16 protein-coding genes and 1 pseudogene are annotated in these 16,584 nt (G+C 32.8%); 4 read left to right on the forward strand and 13 right to left on the reverse strand.

The genetic code is table 11. The annotated features are described in order from the left end of the window. Positions 1-590: 590 nt before the first annotated feature. Positions 591-731 (forward strand): annotated as a pseudogene (locus DN392_RS27635) (IS256 family transposase); the annotation flags it as partial. Between the two features lie 144 nt (positions 732-875). Here DN392_RS27635 and nheC read toward each other — a convergent pair. The 4 genes from nheC to DN392_RS27655 all read right to left on the reverse strand — a co-directional run bounded on the left by nheC (position 876) and on the right by DN392_RS27655 (position 6,125). Then, positions 876-2,024 carry a non-hemolytic enterotoxin subunit C gene (gene nheC / locus DN392_RS27640; protein ID WP_149238160.1) on the reverse strand — a complete coding sequence of 383 codons (1,149 nt, stop codon included), beginning with the start codon at positions 2,022-2,024 and terminating at the stop codon, positions 876-878. 273 nt (positions 2,025-2,297) lie between these two features. Next, on the reverse strand, positions 2,298-3,434 hold the full coding sequence (gene nheB, locus DN392_RS27645; RefSeq protein WP_149238174.1) for a non-hemolytic enterotoxin subunit B: 1,137 nt from the start codon (positions 3,432-3,434) through the stop codon (positions 2,298-2,300). 64 nt (positions 3,435-3,498) lie between these two features. Further along, complete coding sequence (gene nheA / locus DN392_RS27650) at positions 3,499-4,665, reverse strand: non-hemolytic enterotoxin subunit A (protein WP_149238161.1); 1,167 nt, start codon at positions 4,663-4,665, stop codon at positions 3,499-3,501. Between the two features lie 887 nt (positions 4,666-5,552). Beyond that, a complete protein-coding gene (locus DN392_RS27655) occupies positions 5,553-6,125 on the reverse strand; it encodes a tyrosine-type recombinase/integrase (protein ID WP_149238162.1) in 573 nt (190 codons plus the stop codon). 416 nt (positions 6,126-6,541) lie between these two features. Between DN392_RS27655 and DN392_RS27660 the strand changes: the two genes are divergently transcribed. After that, complete coding sequence (locus DN392_RS27660) at positions 6,542-7,822, forward strand: phosphatidylinositol-specific phospholipase C (RefSeq protein ID WP_149238163.1); 1,281 nt, start codon at positions 6,542-6,544, stop codon at positions 7,820-7,822. A 364-nt stretch (positions 7,823-8,186) separates the two neighbouring features. Beyond that, a complete protein-coding gene (locus DN392_RS27665; RefSeq protein WP_149238164.1) occupies positions 8,187-9,299 on the forward strand; it encodes an RICIN domain-containing protein in 1,113 nt (370 codons plus the stop codon). 196 nt (positions 9,300-9,495) lie between these two features. Here DN392_RS27665 and hfq read toward each other — a convergent pair whose 3' ends face one another. The 5 genes from hfq to DN392_RS27690 form a co-directional block, all read right to left on the reverse strand. Further along, a complete protein-coding gene (hfq, locus tag DN392_RS27670; RefSeq protein ID WP_149238165.1) occupies positions 9,496-9,684 on the reverse strand; it encodes an RNA chaperone Hfq in 189 nt (62 codons plus the stop codon). A gap of 39 nt (positions 9,685-9,723) precedes the next feature. Continuing rightward, positions 9,724-10,047, reverse strand: a complete 324-nt coding sequence (locus DN392_RS27675) for a hypothetical protein (RefSeq protein WP_046958517.1) — start codon at positions 10,045-10,047, stop codon at positions 9,724-9,726. Between the two features lie 289 nt (positions 10,048-10,336). After that, entirely contained in the window at positions 10,337-10,615 is a 279-nt protein-coding gene (locus DN392_RS27680; protein WP_002193623.1) for an AbrB/MazE/SpoVT family DNA-binding domain-containing protein, read from the reverse strand. A gap of 430 nt (positions 10,616-11,045) precedes the next feature. Further along, a complete protein-coding gene (locus tag DN392_RS27685) occupies positions 11,046-11,309 on the reverse strand; it encodes a hypothetical protein (RefSeq protein ID WP_033732564.1) in 264 nt (87 codons plus the stop codon). A 26-nt stretch (positions 11,310-11,335) separates the two neighbouring features. Further along, positions 11,336-11,524: a hypothetical protein gene (locus DN392_RS27690; protein WP_149174034.1), complete on the reverse strand. Its 189-nt coding sequence runs from the start codon at positions 11,522-11,524 to the stop codon at positions 11,336-11,338. 115 nt (positions 11,525-11,639) lie between these two features. Between DN392_RS27690 and DN392_RS30555 the strand changes: the two genes are divergently transcribed. After that, positions 11,640-11,792 (forward strand): ribbon-helix-helix domain-containing protein, encoded by a 153-nt coding sequence (locus DN392_RS30555; RefSeq protein WP_000290205.1) that lies wholly within the window; start codon positions 11,640-11,642, stop codon positions 11,790-11,792. A gap of 214 nt (positions 11,793-12,006) precedes the next feature. Here the strand turns inward: DN392_RS30555 and DN392_RS27695 are convergent, their stop codons facing one another. The 4 genes from DN392_RS27695 to DN392_RS31015 form a co-directional block, all read right to left on the reverse strand. Then, the gene (locus tag DN392_RS27695) at positions 12,007-12,669 is read right to left on the reverse strand and encodes a restriction endonuclease (protein WP_149238166.1); all 663 of its coding nucleotides are present in this window, start codon (positions 12,667-12,669) and stop codon (positions 12,007-12,009) included. Then, positions 12,662-13,639 (reverse strand): DUF3991 and TOPRIM domain-containing protein, encoded by a 978-nt coding sequence (locus tag DN392_RS27700; RefSeq protein ID WP_050001299.1) that lies wholly within the window; start codon positions 13,637-13,639, stop codon positions 12,662-12,664. Before DN392_RS27700 ends, DN392_RS27695 begins: the two co-directional genes overlap by 8 nt. Positions 13,640-13,736: 97 nt before the next feature. After that, positions 13,737-16,394, reverse strand: coding sequence for a type IA DNA topoisomerase (locus DN392_RS27705; protein WP_149238167.1), 2,658 nt, complete (start codon positions 16,392-16,394; stop codon positions 13,737-13,739). A 15-nt stretch (positions 16,395-16,409) separates the two neighbouring features. After that, a complete protein-coding gene (locus tag DN392_RS31015) occupies positions 16,410-16,544 on the reverse strand; it encodes a hypothetical protein (protein ID WP_255257104.1) in 135 nt (44 codons plus the stop codon). Between the last annotated feature and the right edge of the window lie 40 nt (positions 16,545-16,584).

Consider the following 16,584-nt stretch of genomic DNA (forward strand, 5'->3'; position numbering starts at 1 on the left):
TCTATAGTTTTTTACCACTAGTTATTATCGTTACGGTTCATCGTGTTACATCTAAAATGATAAATAAAACTTTCACGAAAAAAAGCGACTTGAATCATAATAATTCGTTTTTTTTCCGTAGGATAGAAAAACGAAAGAGTAGAGATGGAAAGTGCACAAATAATAAAAATATATTAATTCTAAATTTTCGGAAAATTAAATCCAAAGGGGGTTTGTGCCCACTCTCTCTATAATTAAGATTTTATCACTAGAAATAAAATAAAACAACAAAATTCGCATAAATTCGACATTTTTTTCGTGAATTAAAGACGTACGGAAACGCTTCAAAGAATAACCCACTACATCTGAAAAATTCTCCAATTTCGGCGGGTGTTTTTTCTTATACTTTGTCTTGTAGTTTCCTATATAAAGCTAATCTTGAAACTGCACTAATAATAGTGTTCTTATCTTTTTTTTACTTATATTATGTAGGAATTAGTTGAAGGGAAATTCAGCCTCTAAAAGGATGTTCCGTCTAACTTTTTCAATTTCATGTTTACTATATAGTTTTTACATAACAAGAAAAAAGTAGGGGAAAGAAGCGCAAATAACAATTTCCTAATGAAGAATTGGTAGAAAGATTCCTTGTTTCACAATTTGAAACATACAATCAGCGTTTCACAACTCGTTGTCACTTAGGTTTCGATCAAGCTCAATCAGAACTAACAGCTATGTTTGAAGATAAAAAATAAAGAACCCTCTCCTCTGCAAGAAAAGAAATTCTTTATTTACACAAAAATATTGACGGTACCTGAAGTAGTACATCTCTATAAAAGAAACATACAACCTTACCAACAAATACAAGGTTGTATGTTCTTAATATTATTTACATGTATTCAGGAGCAATCCGGTCCTATTTGCGGTTGTCCTATTTGTGGTTCTCCTATTTGTACAATCTCTTCATTTTGTGCAATCTTAGCACCTTCATATAATTTATCCGTATAATTTTTAAGGTCTTGCCAATTATCCTTCGCTGTATCCAGATCTGCTCTTATAATCTCATCAAACAGGTCTAGACTAATGTTGTCAACACTGTCAATCAATGATTTATATTTTTTCTCCACTGTCCCCCACTGAGTCTTTATATTTTCAAGAGCAGTAACAGCTGTACCAACTGTTGCAGCCATATGTTCCGTTTTATTTTTGGCATCAGTCAAAATAACTACTTCTGCCTCTGCTCCAGAAATTCTGGACTTTAATTGTTCTATTTCTTGTTGTGCAGATGCGATATTCTTGTCAGCAGTGACAATCAATGGTATACCAATCGGAGGCATAAATACAGATAAAGCTATATAGCCACCACGTTTATCATAGTTTTCTTTAATTGTATTATTACAATTCTCAATTCGTTGTTGTAGAAGCGGAATACCAGCGTTCGTACTTTCTAGAATATTCTCCAATTGATTGAAATCTTCTTTGAAATTTCTTGTATTTTCTGCTATTTCACCTTGAAAATTTTTCAATTTTTCTAACAGTACATCTAATTTTTGACTATTGTACAAAATACTATTGTACAAATTTTCTAGTTCATATTTTAATTTCTCTGTATCTTTTTGCTCTATAGCAGTTAGTAAAAGCTTATAACTTGCTTGAAACGTATCATTATAACTTACAATATTCTGATGCGTGTACATAATACGAGTTTTAAAATGCATGAACCAAAAGTCGGCATTCTCTATTGCATCCCGTTGATGCTTAATCATGTTTGCTTGTAAATCACCATTTATAGAACTTATTTTACTTAAATCTGTCAGCTGTTGATTACTGATTGTATTGGCATATGAATCCATTGTAAGGATATTTGCCACCATTTTTCCCATTACTTCTTTAAATTCACCAGGACCAAGGGAATAGTTCTTCAAACTTTCTTGCTGTTGGGACACAGTTTGTTCTGCTGCCAAAGTATGAAGTGGAATTACATTACTCACTGCCATTCCCGTAATGATTGTTGACAAAATAATTTTCTTATATAAATTCTTATTCATCTTTTTCACCTACTTTTTCACATGTATCACATATTTTATTAAATTCATAAGCTTCTATTCTTTACTTCAAATGAATTACGATTATTGCAAATAAAATAACATATTAAAATAGAAGTTTTCATACTTTCTTATTTAATAATCTTTATCAAGTTTCATAACTATATAGGAAATCTCCTGCTCAAACTTGAACAGGAGACTCATATTATGTGTTCTTCAAAAGGGAAAGTCAGTATATTATATTTTTCATTACTTCGGCAATTTCTTGAAGTAATATTATTTTTTCTCTTCTACGAATGAAATCTCACTCTTTTGAGTATTTTCAGCATACTTTCTAATCTGCTCCCAATGATCCTTCGCTGTATCCAGATCTGCTGTTATATCCATAGCAAGGAATTCTGGGTCAACAGCTTTAGCACTCTTAATCAATGCGTCATATTTTGTTCCCATTCCATCCCACGCAGTCTTTATATTTTCAAGAGAAACAATAGCTTTATCAATTGTATCTGTTAAATTTTTAATATCACCTTGCACTATCGTTAACCTAGCTGACTGTAGTTTCGCCATTGAAATATTTTGTGTTAGCTTTATAATTTCTTCTTGTGCCTTAATTATCTGCTGCTGCGATGAAACAACTCCGAATATCGAGCCTCCTAATCCAGCTGCACCAATAGGCGCAAAAGGTGAAAGAATTAAGTATACACTAAAAGCAGTTGCAACCGACGATCCAATATAAATTTTGTTATTTTCATCAATTAATGCTTTATTTGCTTCGATTTGTTGCTGAAACAGTGGAATTCCAGCTTCTTGACCAGTTAAAATATTTACGATATTTTCAGCATTCCCTTTTAAATTTCGTGTATCTTTTTCTAATTTGCCGCGAAAGCTTTTCAAATCATTCACTAATTTGGTCACTTGATCTTTATTCTGTGAAATTTCATCATTCAACTTTGTAAGCAAAGCTGTTAGTTTGACTGGATCATTTTTATATTGTAATAAATAACGAGAATAATTTTGGAATTTTGTATCATAACTGATAATATTTTGATTCGTCGTAATTATTCCTGATTTCAAATTATTTAACCAGTATGTTGCATTTTCTCTAGTAAGATTTTGGTTGGCTTTAATGTCTGTTTTTAAATTATCGCCAACTGAAGGTAAACCATCCAAATTAATATCTGCTTGTTTAAGTATAGTTAAAGCATACAGGTCCATTACCAACATATTGGATTTAGTGTCCCTCATTGCATGATCAAGCCCTGTTGGTCCAAGGTAATAACTAGGGTATTTAAGGTCTTGATTTGCATAAATAGGTGCTGGTTCCTCTGCCGAGGCATATGATGGCATAATGCCACCCGCTACGATTGTTGCTATTAATGTAGATAAAGCCATTACTTTATAAGGTTTTTTCATCACATTTTTCTCTCCTTACATTATATTATATTATTAAGAATTATTGTTCTTCATTCTACAAATTTCATCCTGTTACTGTTACTTTTATTTTTGTAACACTCTCTTGATATTCCGTTGTTTGTTTTTTCAATTCATCCGTAAACTGTTTAAGCTCTTTTAATCGTGCTTGTAATGAATTAGAATCTATTTTCGCATCAGTATTAAGACTTGTCCCCGTTTCAATCATTATGTTATTAAAGGTGTCCCAACTACTTACTAGATTGTCAAAACTCTGAGTTTGCTTTTTAACTGTTCTTGTAAAGTTATTTAATTGCTGCTCAATAAGTGTCATTTGAGTTGCTTGCACTTCAATATTCGATAAATTTTGTACCAATTGAATTAGTTTCAGTTGCTTCTGAGCAATATCTTTATTCAGTTCTGTTACTTTATCATTTTTGAGTTGTCCATATTGGTTATAAATCGCTCCTAAATTAGACACGTCTACAGTTTTCTCCTTAACTCCGTCTTTCAAAATATTAATAACCGACTTTGTAATATTTAAAGAGCCGTCTAGATTTTCTTTTGGTAGAGCTAGAAGTTTTTCAAAATCTTCTTGAATGCCTGCATTAAGTTGTCCCATTTCCGTTCTTAATTTTTCAATGTCTCCGTCTGAACTCTTATAAGATTCAAACGCTCTGCTAACTTTACTAGAAAAATTATTACTATCTTCAACCAATTCGTTTTTAGAATCGTTTAAGTCTTCTGAAGTTATTTTCATATTATACTGAATTTTTTGCACGTCACCTTGAAGTAAATTAAAAATACGTACAAATAATGCTTTTGCTTCCGAATCTTCATTCATTTTTCCAGCTAGTTCAACTAATTTATTGTAATAATTTGTAAATCTTACTCCGAAACTCTGTATGTCTTGATTTACAACGGATAATTTGTGGTTATTTACATCCAGGCAGTCTCGAACATGGTTTCTTACAGTACCTTGATCAGTTGTTATTCCATATATAGTATTTACATCAAGGTCTGGTTGCTGTAATATGATTAGCCCATATCCTTGAATTAATGGCGTCTGTGATCCTAATTTCGTAATCGAATTTGATAACCTATCCATAGCGGGTCCAAGTATACTACTTGGTTGTAAATAAGTTGTATTACTTTCTGCAAAAGTATTTACAGGTGAGAAGCAACTTGTAGATACTGCTGTAACTAATAACCCTGCGATTAACGTTTTTTTCATGGTAACTCCTCCTATTAATTGGTGTTTTTTGATAAAATAGTTGGACTAAATTTTAAAGGTTTAATTTTTATTTATATGAAATCTAACCTTTCGACAATTAATTGTCATATACAGTTATAAAAATACATATTGTGGGAATCTAAATATAGCTTGTAAATATTTGTACATATTGCCTACTATAAACGTATTCCCTAAGCAGTTACATAAAAGACATATACAAAGGTAATCTTGATTTTATATGTCATAAAATGTAACTAATATCTTATGCCCTTATTAAAACATTAAACTCCATTGCGAATATAGTAAAATTTTGTCGTAAATAGTAAAATTTTGTCGTAAATATTAGAATTTTATCTTATGTATTCGATAATTTTATAGTTACATACTTAATATGAGTGAGGATATATTATACCAATAAAATTAATGATGAATTCTATCGTAGTAATTATAATGATTACAACTTAATAAATCCAATGAAAAAATAACTATATTAATTTAGAAGGGGTTAGTTTTTATTTTAGAAAAATACTTATAGAATAATTTAATGGTATTACTTATACATTTAACCCTTTATTTGGATATGTATAATTGCATAATCACACTCTATTGATAAGATCACAAGTTATTGATTTTAAAGGATTTAGAGGTTCTCAAATACAATTATCAAAATTAAAGCGTGGTATTTAATTCCAGAGTGGCCCTTAAAACCCCTAATCGTTTCCGTCCCCCTTATACAATAGGGCATTTTTATTCGTCGAAAACTAAAAATCATAATAAGAAATATACTTGTATTGGATTGAAAGGAGGTAATACACAAAATTTTTACTTGCAGGGGGCACTATATCATTTCAACATATCTCCGAAAATAAAGAAGCATCTAATTTAAATTAGATGCTGAATGTATCAAGTACATTATCTTTTTCTTCCTTATTAATCCCGATGTATCTTAGTGTAATTTGTGGTGTACTATGATTCAATATTTCTTGTAACATAGCAATATCTTTTGTTTGCTTGTAAAACCAATATCCAAATGTTTTACGCATGGTATGGGTACCTAAAGATTCAACTCCGGCAAAATCCCCGGCTTTTTGTAACTGTCGATAGGCTTGGATTTTACTAATGGGTTTATCACCTTTTCTAGAAGGAAATAGCCAGGTACTTTTTAGATCTTCAGCGTATGGCAATACTTCCTCAAAAATGGATGTAATATTTATGATACGTTCCTTTTTTGTCTTCCCTTCTTTCACTTTAAATTCTTTCCGTTTTTTTCGCTTCAGTTTTAAAATGTCACTCGTTTCCATTTTAAGTAAATCACTTACACGTAACCCCGTATTAATACCAATTAGAAATAAAATGTAATCACGATCTGAACAATGACGTTTGAGCGACCATTTCATATCATTAAGCTGTTCTATGCTCCGAATTGGTTGTACATCAATTAAATGTTGTTTTTTATCCATCTGTTTTTCAATCCCTTTATTTTCAGTGATTTGAATGTATACTTTTTTGTCTATTTTTATGATATCAATGAAATTAGATAAAAGTCAATGTTTAAGGGGAAATAAAAGTAAACTTTTGTCTAAAAGTTTACATTCGTTTTTAAAAACATTTAAAACTAAATTTGTAATAAATTTCTCAATATGGAAATCCTATAGATTTCTAAGTAAATGGTCTCAATTTAATTTTAATAATTTATATTTATTGAGTGGTACCAGTTTTAGGAAAGTCAATTAGAAATATAATCTGACAGTTTTTAATTTTGTATAGAGGAGTGATATCCCACTGAGTATAACAGTTATTTGTGATACTTATTTTGTATCCAATATACAACTGCGACAATTGAATAAAAAATTTTACGAAAAGGTAGGCGAAATATATGAAACCGAACTCACCAGAAAATCACCCCCCATCACCAAAATGGTACAAAGGCGACTATGACAAATATCGTGACGGCTATGCATATAATGAAAATATTGGATACGAAAATAAAAATTGGATGAGTGTACTTCGAGTTACAACAAAAATCAGTCAGTTATCTATTCCTGGTACACATGGATCGACTGCTTTGCATGGCGTCACCGGTGGTAGTCGTTGGATTATAAACCAAAGAATGTCCATTACAACACAATTGAATTCTGGTATTCGCTATTTAGATATACGTGCTAGAAGGACTGGAACTGCCTTTGCCATGCATCATGGAGCGGTGTATCAAAAGAAAATGTTTGGTGATATTTTAAACGAAGTCACTGCATTTTTACGTCAACATTCAGGTGAAACAGTTTTGATGCGTTTAAAAGAAGAGCATACACCGGAACCTGGTTCTCAGTCATTTGAAGAAATATTAAAAGGGTATTGGGATAATCCTAGTTATAAAAATTATTTTTGGCAACCAGCTGGCTCAGGAAATGGCTCTGGCGTTAACGCTAATCCAGAATTAAAGGACGTAAGAGGAAAAATTGTACTTTTACAACAGTTCTCAGTTTCTAAGGCATACGGTATTAACTATTCGAACCTTGAAATACAAGACCACGATAACGTTAGATTTAGCATGGATGGTATGTATGCAAAGTGGACTGCGGTAAAGAATCATTTAATCAAGGGTAACAGTGATCAAAACAAAATCTACCTCAACCATCTCAGTGGAAATGGTGGTCCCAATGGTGGATGCGATCCTCAGTTCGTTGCCAGCGGATATAAAGGTGGAGGTGATGACGAACCACTAATGGGAATAGGCAGTCCTAGTCAGTATCCCGATTTTCCAACAGAAAATTATAGGCTTTATTATGGCGGAATGAATATAATGACTACCCAATACATCCCAAGGTCAGGACTCGAACATACTGGTATTGTTGCAGCTGACTTCCCAGGCAAAGGGCTAGTTGGAAGTATTATTGGACGGAATTATAGACATATTAATAATGAACAAAGAGAGATTTCAATAGGCTTAGTAATACCTGAAAATTCCGTAGCAAAAGTTACAGTGTATTCAACTACAGGTGCTACCATAGGAAAACAGGTTATGGCTAATACAAATTTAGTAGAATTAAATGTAACTTTCTCTTTTCACATTCCAGATGGAGTGAGATATGATAAATATACCTTAGAGATATTCCCTCTAAATACTAGAAAAAGAGAATTATTAGCAGAATTATTCTAAAAACTGACTTATCAACATGTATTAGTCACTAAGTTAGGTAAATATTAGGATTTGTCCGCATATATGGTCATCATTACTAAAAAACATATTGTCGTGTTTAGAGCACCTTGGAACAGGTGCTCCTTTTCGATTGTAACTTTGTTAAAAAAATTATTCGGTTATATGGTGATCCCTTATAGCTAATTTTTCAATAAATTTCTCAATATGAATAATATGTTTGTTTTTAACTTAAATGTTCTAAACTGGAATTAATCAATCTATACTTATGGAGTGCTATCAGATGAGGAAAAAGTTAGCATAGCATTGGTTTTCAACCAAGACAAAAACTGAAAGTATTTTATTTCGTATAGAGGAGAGATGTATAATGACAAATGGAAATAAAAATAATGAGGATTCTGTGCAAAATGAAATCAAATCGATAGTGGATTTTCCTGATTTTAATATTTATAAAATTCGTACAAATTACAATAAATATGTTGATGTAAGTGGTGATCCTAATGATAATTTTGCACCTATTGTACAGCATGATGGGCACAATGGAAATAATCAAAAATTCCTAATTTACACTCTTGATAATGGTTATTCTGTTATTGCTGCAAGACATAGTGGAAAAGTAGTAGATGTACGTTATATTAACTTTCCGAGTCCGTTTCCGCCTCCGATAAAAGACCATCTCATACAACATGATTTTAAAAATGGAGATAATCAAAAGTTTAGGTTAGCGACTGAGGGAACGATTGAGATACAACATGATGGACAAGTATGGGATGTTGAAGGAAGTGGTAATAAAGCACAAATTATACCATATCATTATCATGGTGGATCAAATCAAAAGTTCAGACTAGAAAAATCCGGATCAGTTTCTATAAAAACACCAAATATAGAAATTTTACCTTCTGCACCTGATTTCAAAACAGATGACTTAAATGAAGAATTACCTGATGAGACAACTCCAGTTGTTACACATGTCACATATTTACCATATTTCATGGTAAAAGACTCTTATTACAATCCTCTACAAAAAATACAAGATTCTCCATACTATGTTTTAGTACGAAGACAATTTTGGAAGAAAATAACTCATAGAAAACTAGCACCAAGTGAAGCATATGACTATGAGCAAATAACAGGCGTCTCTAGAACAGATCAAACCTCTATGACGGAAACAACAGAAATATCAATAGGTGCAGATTTAGGATTCATGTTTAAAGGATTTTCTTTAGGGTTATCAACATCAATTACAAAAGCATTATCGGTTACTAAGAGCACATCAAATACGGAATCAACTGAAAAAAAAGAAGGGGTGTTTTACAAGAATCCATTTAATTATCAAATTGCATATGCAAGATATATGTTGATTAATGAATACTATGTAACACGTGCGAATGGCGAAATGATAACAACAGGTGATGCAGCTTATTGGAGAGTGCCAAATCCAGAACGTACAGTTTCACAAATTATTCCTCGAAAATCATAAAATGTAAACAAAAGAAGAATCCAAAATGGACTCTTCTTTTGTTTGTAGAAATTTAATACAAAAAAATAGAATCCTTATTATAAGGATTCTGCAACAGGAAATAACAAAAATATAAATAATAAAAAGAATTACTTACATTATAGTGTATATAGTAATGATTAAATATTGAGAAATATTCACATAAATCCAGTATGTATTACGTAGCAAGTGTAGAGATTGCTTGTTTGTAAATTAGTTGTTGTTTACCATGAACCATCATTAGGACGGTAAATTTATCTGTTGCAAGGATCTGCCCACGTACTGGAACGCCATTCTTTAAAAATACTGTAACTGCCCCTTTTTTCTCTTTCAATTGTTCATACATATCTTCTTGTAAATTAAACATGAAATGCGCCCCCTGGTTTGTTTGTATTTACTTTTCTTCTCATACCTGCTGCTTTTCACTGTTGGATATTTGTGATTCCCATTCACTTTCTATTTTTCTAAACCATTTTCCTATTTTGCTTAGATAATATCTTTTTACTTCACCATTAGGAATCCAAATTTCACGTTCCTGTATTTGATTCATCACTTCATGAAGAATCTCATCATGTTCATACTTTCTAGGTTTTCTATAATGTGTTTTTACAAACTGTGTATATTCTCTACGTAACCAATTAGAAATATGTTGTCTTTGTCTTTGCTTGAGATGTGACCATTTTTTATTTGTTTGAAGGATTTTTCCATTTACTTTTATGTGGTTTTTCATCGACACTCATCCCCTTTTACTAGCAAAACGAATATATCACTATCGTATCACATTTAAATCGAAATACTGCTCTAGGTACATATTTCGCAAGAAATCTATACGAAATAAAAATAATATCTCCATTTCACATAAAATAGTATCCAAAACAGACGAGACGGAATTCATTAAGCGGATTAATTAGGCACAAAATTAAATGTAGACTATTGTTTATGTAGTTTGTTTTTTATTAAACATTACGGTACGTGAAATTATATATTCCCCTTACAAAAAAGCCCCTTGAAAGGAGCACTTATTTTACAAGATATTGTTCTACTTCTTTTAGTAATAGTTCTGCACCTTCTAGACTTAATGTTATCTTGCCATTTGCTAATGCTATATTACGATTTGATACTTCTCCTGTTAATGCACAAACATGACCGGGCTGATACTTCTGTAAAATGATGTCTTCCCCTTCTACAAAAATCTCTAATGGTGATTTTTCTTTTATACCAAGCGTATTTCTAAGTTCCTTTGGAATTACTACACGCCCTAATTCATCTATTTTTCTAGTTACTCCGGTTGCTTTCATCTAGCATATTTCCCCATTTCATTATCAATTTGTACCCAAGTTATTCTTTACTATTGTAACAGGCTTTCTCCATACATGAGAAACATAATGAACCAAAAACAGACAATCATAATAAGAAACTCTTTACACCCTTGCTGAAAGGAAATACGACCTTCTTCCATTCTACATGCCCCTTTTCTCTACAACTTTTTATATGTTAAAATATAGAGGAAAGAAATCTACCAATTTCTTTCCTCGACGGTCACTCAGACTTTTGCTCTTTGTTTGCTTTTTGCAAATGAAGAGCTTTTATTTTGCATACTTATACTTACTTTCTAACATCGCATAGCGCAATAGCTTTAACTTTGTCTCTTTTTTCAATGCTTTCCACTCAGATACACCAATTTTCATTTTTCATTCCTCCAATAATTAAATTTGTTATTTATATAGCTTATAAGTTCCAGTTGTAAATCTTTCTAATTTGTTTATCGCTAAACCCTTCATGGACAGCGAAGATTTCTGGAAAATCAGAGATACACAAATCAATAATTGTATTATCAGTTGTTCTTATATAGTAATATTGAACAGCTCCCTCATAATTCGAATATAAATAGTATTTATGAATTTTATAAGTTAATCCATTTTTCTCTAATACCTCATAAAGCTTATTTTTAGTTTCATCCATTACGTCAAAAATAGTTAACTGCTCCACTATTAACAGCTCCTCATTGCGTAAATTTACTAAACTAACTCTAAGAACAAGGTTGTTTCATTATGTTCATTGGTATGCACATTGAACTGTTTTCCCGTAGCTTCTAATGCACTAAAAAGCATTCTTTTATATCCTAGATCCATAAAATCTACACTGATTTGACCATGATTCATAATAAATTGAAGATCAGCCATTATCTTTTTAACTTTCCGTTCCATGTAATAACCTCCTCAATATAGTTATATAACTTATATAACTATTCTATTACTCATTTTTCTGGTTGTCAATATAAGTTATATAACTTATAATATTTTTTATAGAGGAGGTTGTTATATGGCTGTTAATAAAGACAAGTACACTCAAATTTTAGTTACTTTTACAAAAGAACAAGTGGAACAAATAGAAAATTATTGGCATGAAAATAAGCTGAAGAATCGAAATGAAGCAATTCGTCAGATCGTAGACAAAGGGTTAAGTCGTAAATAATGACTGCCCTTTTTATTTTCCCTAAAAAACCTAAAAACGCATGTAAAGTCCGTTTCTCCCTTTACATACGTTTTTATGACAAATACGACTTATTATATTAACAACTAATTCAAAATCTCATACAATCAAATCTGAAGAGTCATTTTTGTGTTAAACTGATTTTTTTCGTGTATTCTTTAAACAAATAAAAAAAGAGCCGGATTTTCATCACAGCTCATGTATTAATTGGTTCTGTATGTGTACATGTAGGATATTGAGTACAACCAAAAAACTTATTTCCTGTTTTATTTGAATTACGAATCACTAAATCATGTTTACATGTTGGACATTTCCGTTCTGCAGGTGTTACCCCTTGATACACATCTTCAGCCGAATATTCGGGATTAATTTTATTAATCAATTTCTGAAGTTCTACACGATCTATTAGTTTTACATTACAAGCTTCCGCTAATTCCTTTGCTTGTCTTGTATATACACTGTTTGTTACAACCCAGCCCTCATGTGCTTTGTAATAGGCTTGTGCTGCATATATCTCTTGTACGGCACTGATGCCGACTCTATTTTTCATCCCGTAGCGTTTCGCCTGGATTACAATACGATTTTTCCCCTTCAATACCAGATCCGCTCCGAAATCATTTGACTGCTTTGTGACTGTTGGAGAATAACCCAACTCTCGAAAGAGGGCTTTTAGGTATACTTCGAATTGACGTCCGTCCATTTTGTCTATAAAACGAATACCAGACTTAGCCATTCGTTTTAATATTCTTCGCTCCTGGATCTTCCGGTACATGAATTTACAAATACGAAAAAGAACATAAAGGATAAAACCATACATCAAAATTTGTAATATGTTTGGCATTTCTGGTAGATTAGACACTTCGCTCCACCTCTTTAATTGGTTTCATTTTCTTTGGTTGGGCTGTTTCTTTTGCCTGTTGCTCACTCACTTGTTTCTTCCGGACATCGTTCCAATCTTTTTCATTCGTTGGAATATCCTCTTTAAGATCTACAAAGCATTTCATTGTCTGAATGAAGTCTTTCCCAGCCTTATCATTATCAACTGCCATTATGACCTCTTTAATATCGTGCCCTTCTTTTTTCGCATCCATTAAAGATTGAATCACTGTTTTTGACTTCAATCCATGCATAGAAACCAGGCGAGCGTTTTGGATATTATTTTGTTTAATGCTCCAATGAGATAACATGTCGATTGGATCTTCATAAAAATAGATCTTATCTGGCTTACCCACATCAACCGTAAAACCTGCATTGATTTTTTCATAATTCGGGACGATTTGTTTAAAGCTGCCTCTTTTATTCTCCATTTTTACAGTGCCTTGACGGTTCATTCCAATTATTTGCCCTTTGCCACCTTCTTCTCTCCATTTGAACACGACATTATTTTTCTTATCCTGGACGATAAGATCCTTTTTAATCAGCCAGTTCACCAGGCGAGGATCTATTTTCCGCTCATCAATTAAGTATTGCTTGATTTCTGTTTGTTTCGGCACCTCTAAGTGTTTTGGATAACTAAAAGGCTGCTGCTCTTTTTTGCGTTCCTCTTCAGCTTTTGAACGATCAAACTCTTTGTAATCCCCTTTATTGATGTCTAATACAGCTTGCGGAAATGTCATTTCATAGTACATCATCGCAAAGCTAATCGCTCCATAGCCCTTTTCGCCACGACTATTCCAGGCGTATTGATTCCCTTTAACGATGAGACTGTCATGTTCCGTATGACGGTAATAGTTTCCCTCTTTCTTAAACGTTTCTCCCTTTGCTTCCAGATATGAAATCAAATCAATATTTCTTGCTTTCATCGCATCCTCCGTACTGACATGTGCCATTACGGAATCCCCCCTTTACTCTATAAAATGAAATAAAAAAGAGGACTATTCCGTTTCCTAGTCCTCTTTTGCTACTTATAGTTGATACATTTCATTTTTATTTGCCGAATAAGAATTTTAATCTCTTCTCCTGTACGCTGTATGATAAACGAGCATCAAATTTCTTCCCGTTTTTGTTGGAGATAAACCCTTTGATCTGATCCGTTACATTCTTCTCTAATAATTTTTTCACATGGTTACTACTTAGATTTTTACCAGAGAATGTACCAAAAATAATGAAGTCACAGCCTTTTTTGTATTTCTCACATAAGTAGTTACTTTTCCCTACAAGAACTCTACTCTTACATAATGGACATTTGCCAATTGTACGATCTTCAGTCGTTGGAAAACGGAATTTCAAACTTCCGTCCGCTTCCATATATATAGCTGCTGTAAATTCTCCCTTTTCTCCTTGAAAGCCGTTGATAAAATCCGTTGTTTTATACTGAATTAACTTTTTCATCTGATTACCAGGGATTGCTTTCCCTTTCATCTTGGCTGGTAACATAAAATCACATCCATTTTTATGCTCCGTGCATCCATAAAACGTTTTACGATGAAGCATATCCCCTTTTTTACATTTTGGACATTTACCAAATGACAGCTCCTCTTGTGTTGGGAACTGAAATTTAACTTTCCCTTCATGTAATACTAGATAAGCGGAAAACTCCTTCTCATTGGACTTAAACCCTTTTAAAAGATCTGTTTTCTTATCCTCAAACAGCTTTTTCGCTTGCGCTTCCGGAATCGCTTTTTCTTTAATTTTTTTCGGTAAGGAGATTTCACATTCTGGATAAGTACTGCACCCATAAAAATTTCCTTTATGAAGGATTTTTCCTTTTCTACAAGGGCATTTACACACCTCAATTTGCTGATTCCAAGTATTAATAATGCTATCCGACACTTTATCATCCATTGCGCCTAATTGTTCCACCGTATCTTTTACAAACGTATTTGTTTTCTCTACAAATTCCTCATATTTCATTTCTTTCTTTTCGATCATGTAGATCATCCCTTCCATTTCAGCCGTAAAAGCTGAATTTTTGATTTCATCTACCGGAAAAGCATCTATAAACGCACGACCAATATTAGTGGTTCGAATCTGACTGTTGGTAACATCAATATAGCTTCGCTCTAACAGTTTCGGAATAAACGTTTCTTCCGTTGCGACTGTCCCAATCCGTTTTCCCTTCATAAGTTCTTTCAAATGTTCATCATCCAATTTACGTCCTGCCGTCTCCATAAAGGTTAAAATGGAACTTTCCGTATGAAAGGCTGGTTTCTTTGTTCGAGATTCAATCAAGTCATACTGAACGATTCTGAAAGAATCTCCCTCTCGTAAAATAGGTATCTGAAATGCTTCAACTGACCCCTCTTCTATATCCTCTTGAAACACACTTAGAAACCCTTTCTCTTGTAGGATCTTTTCTTTTGTATTGTATGTGTTGCCCTCTTGATCTATAAAATGTACTTCTCTTACCAGGTAGATTGCTGGTTTCATAAAATTCCCGATAAATCGTTTTACAATCAAGTCATATAACTGTTTTTCTAATGGATTTCGGTTGGTTCCGGCATATAATTTTGTTGTTGGGATGATGGCAAAGTGACTACTGACTAACTCATCATTAAATGTAGTGTGTTTTTTTGTAATAGAAGATGGAGATACTTGTTGTACGAGATTTGTATACGAGCTTTTTTCTAATGCTGCCATTACTTCCTTCACTCGTTCCACTTGTTCTGTAGGTAAGTGCCTGGATGAAGAACGAGGATAAGTAATAAAGCCTTCTTCATACAAACTCTGAATATGTTTTTTTGCTGTTTCCGCATTTATCTTCAGTTTGGCGTGAGCATCTTTGTAGATATCCGTTAAGTTATATAATAATTTTGGTTTCTTTTTTCTCGTACTCTCTTTAAATTCCGTTACGATTACATTCGTTTCTTTCAAGCTATCTCCAAGCTTTTGTAGTGGCGATGGATCTATCAGTTGATCTTCTGTTTTCATTACTGGTGATAAACCGTTTTCCGTTAGTAGCTTTAAATTGTAATAGGTTTGTTCTTTATAGTTTTGGATAGCGATTTCTCTCTGACGGATTTCATTTAAGATACACATTTGAACACGACCAGAAGCCAACAAGAATTGGTTTCTTGCTAGTTTTGATGTACAGCCCCTTGTAACATTAATCCCTAGAATATAATCCAGGTATTGTCTTGCTTTAGCGGATTGTGCAAGCCCATCATAGTCTGTTCCTGGTTCTAATCGGTTCAATGCTCCCTCTAATTCTGCTGCCTCATAGGAAGAGATAAAAAGACGGGATTCTCGCTTGTTCACACCTGCATATTCAACTATTTCACGATAGATAAGCTCACCTTCCTTATCCGCATCACAAGCGTTTGCCACATGATCTACATCGGGACGATTTAACAACTTAACCAGTATTTCAATTTGTTCAAGACTATCTGATTTCGCTTTATATTCCGGCTCTAAAATAATTGGCAAGTGATCAAAATTAAATTCTTTGTATCTTTCATCCATTTCCTCCGGATATTTTAGTTCTAATAAATGCCCTCGGCACCAACTAATAATGTAATTTTCATTTTCATAGTATCCATAATATGGCTTGCTTCCTGGATGCTTTTGTGAGTTTCTAAATCTAGGTGATTTTAATAATTCAACAGCTACCTTAGGCTTTTCTGCAATAAACAATGTTTTCCCCATACGTAATACCTCCTATTAATCTACAATTTCAGTTTCACGCTTCCATTTCTTATTTCTGCGCTTTTTCATTATTCTGTGACCAAATAATAGCAACATGTTCAAAAAGACCGCTACAAGGAACATACAGCCTGCAAACAGCCATACATTCATGACATTCACTCCTTTCGTTCTATAAACAAGAAAGAGGGTT

The sequence above is a fragment of the Bacillus sp. BB51/4 genome, from assembly GCF_008368845.1.
GTDB lineage: Bacteria > Bacillota > Bacilli > Bacillales > Bacillaceae_G > Bacillus_A > Bacillus_A wiedmannii.

What these genes read in the sequence shown, in the direction of transcription:
- DN392_RS27700 (WP_050001299.1), bottom strand. Translation starts at nt 13,639, where the DNA reads ATGGCACATGTCAGTACGGAGGATGCGATGAAAGCAAGAAATATTGAT.
- hfq (WP_149238165.1), bottom strand. Translation starts at nt 9,684, where the DNA reads ATGTTTAATTTACAAGAAGATATGTATGAACAATTGAAAGAGAAAAAA.
- DN392_RS27665 (WP_149238164.1), top strand. Translation starts at nt 8,187, where the DNA reads ATGACAAATGGAAATAAAAATAATGAGGATTCTGTGCAAAATGAAATC.
- DN392_RS27675 (WP_046958517.1), bottom strand. Translation starts at nt 10,047, where the DNA reads ATGAAAAACCACATAAAAGTAAATGGAAAAATCCTTCAAACAAATAAA.
- DN392_RS27655 (WP_149238162.1), bottom strand. Translation starts at nt 6,125, where the DNA reads ATGGATAAAAAACAACATTTAATTGATGTACAACCAATTCGGAGCATA.
- DN392_RS30555 (WP_000290205.1), top strand. Translation starts at nt 11,640, where the DNA reads ATGGCTGTTAATAAAGACAAGTACACTCAAATTTTAGTTACTTTTACA.
- nheB (WP_149238174.1), bottom strand. Translation starts at nt 3,434, where the DNA reads ATGAAAAAACCTTATAAAGTAATGGCTTTATCTACATTAATAGCAACA.
- nheA (WP_149238161.1), bottom strand. Translation starts at nt 4,665, where the DNA reads ATGAAAAAAACGTTAATCGCAGGGTTATTAGTTACAGCAGTATCTACA.
- DN392_RS31015 (WP_255257104.1), bottom strand. Translation starts at nt 16,544, where the DNA reads ATGAATGTATGGCTGTTTGCAGGCTGTATGTTCCTTGTAGCGGTCTTT.
- DN392_RS27690 (WP_149174034.1), bottom strand. Translation starts at nt 11,524, where the DNA reads ATGGAACGGAAAGTTAAAAAGATAATGGCTGATCTTCAATTTATTATG.
- nheC (WP_149238160.1), bottom strand. Translation starts at nt 2,024, where the DNA reads ATGAATAAGAATTTATATAAGAAAATTATTTTGTCAACAATCATTACG.
- DN392_RS27660 (WP_149238163.1), top strand. Translation starts at nt 6,542, where the DNA reads ATGAAACCGAACTCACCAGAAAATCACCCCCCATCACCAAAATGGTAC.
- DN392_RS27680 (WP_002193623.1), bottom strand. Translation starts at nt 10,615, where the DNA reads ATGAAAGCAACCGGAGTAACTAGAAAAATAGATGAATTAGGGCGTGTA.
- DN392_RS27705 (WP_149238167.1), bottom strand. Translation starts at nt 16,394, where the DNA reads ATGGGGAAAACATTGTTTATTGCAGAAAAGCCTAAGGTAGCTGTTGAA.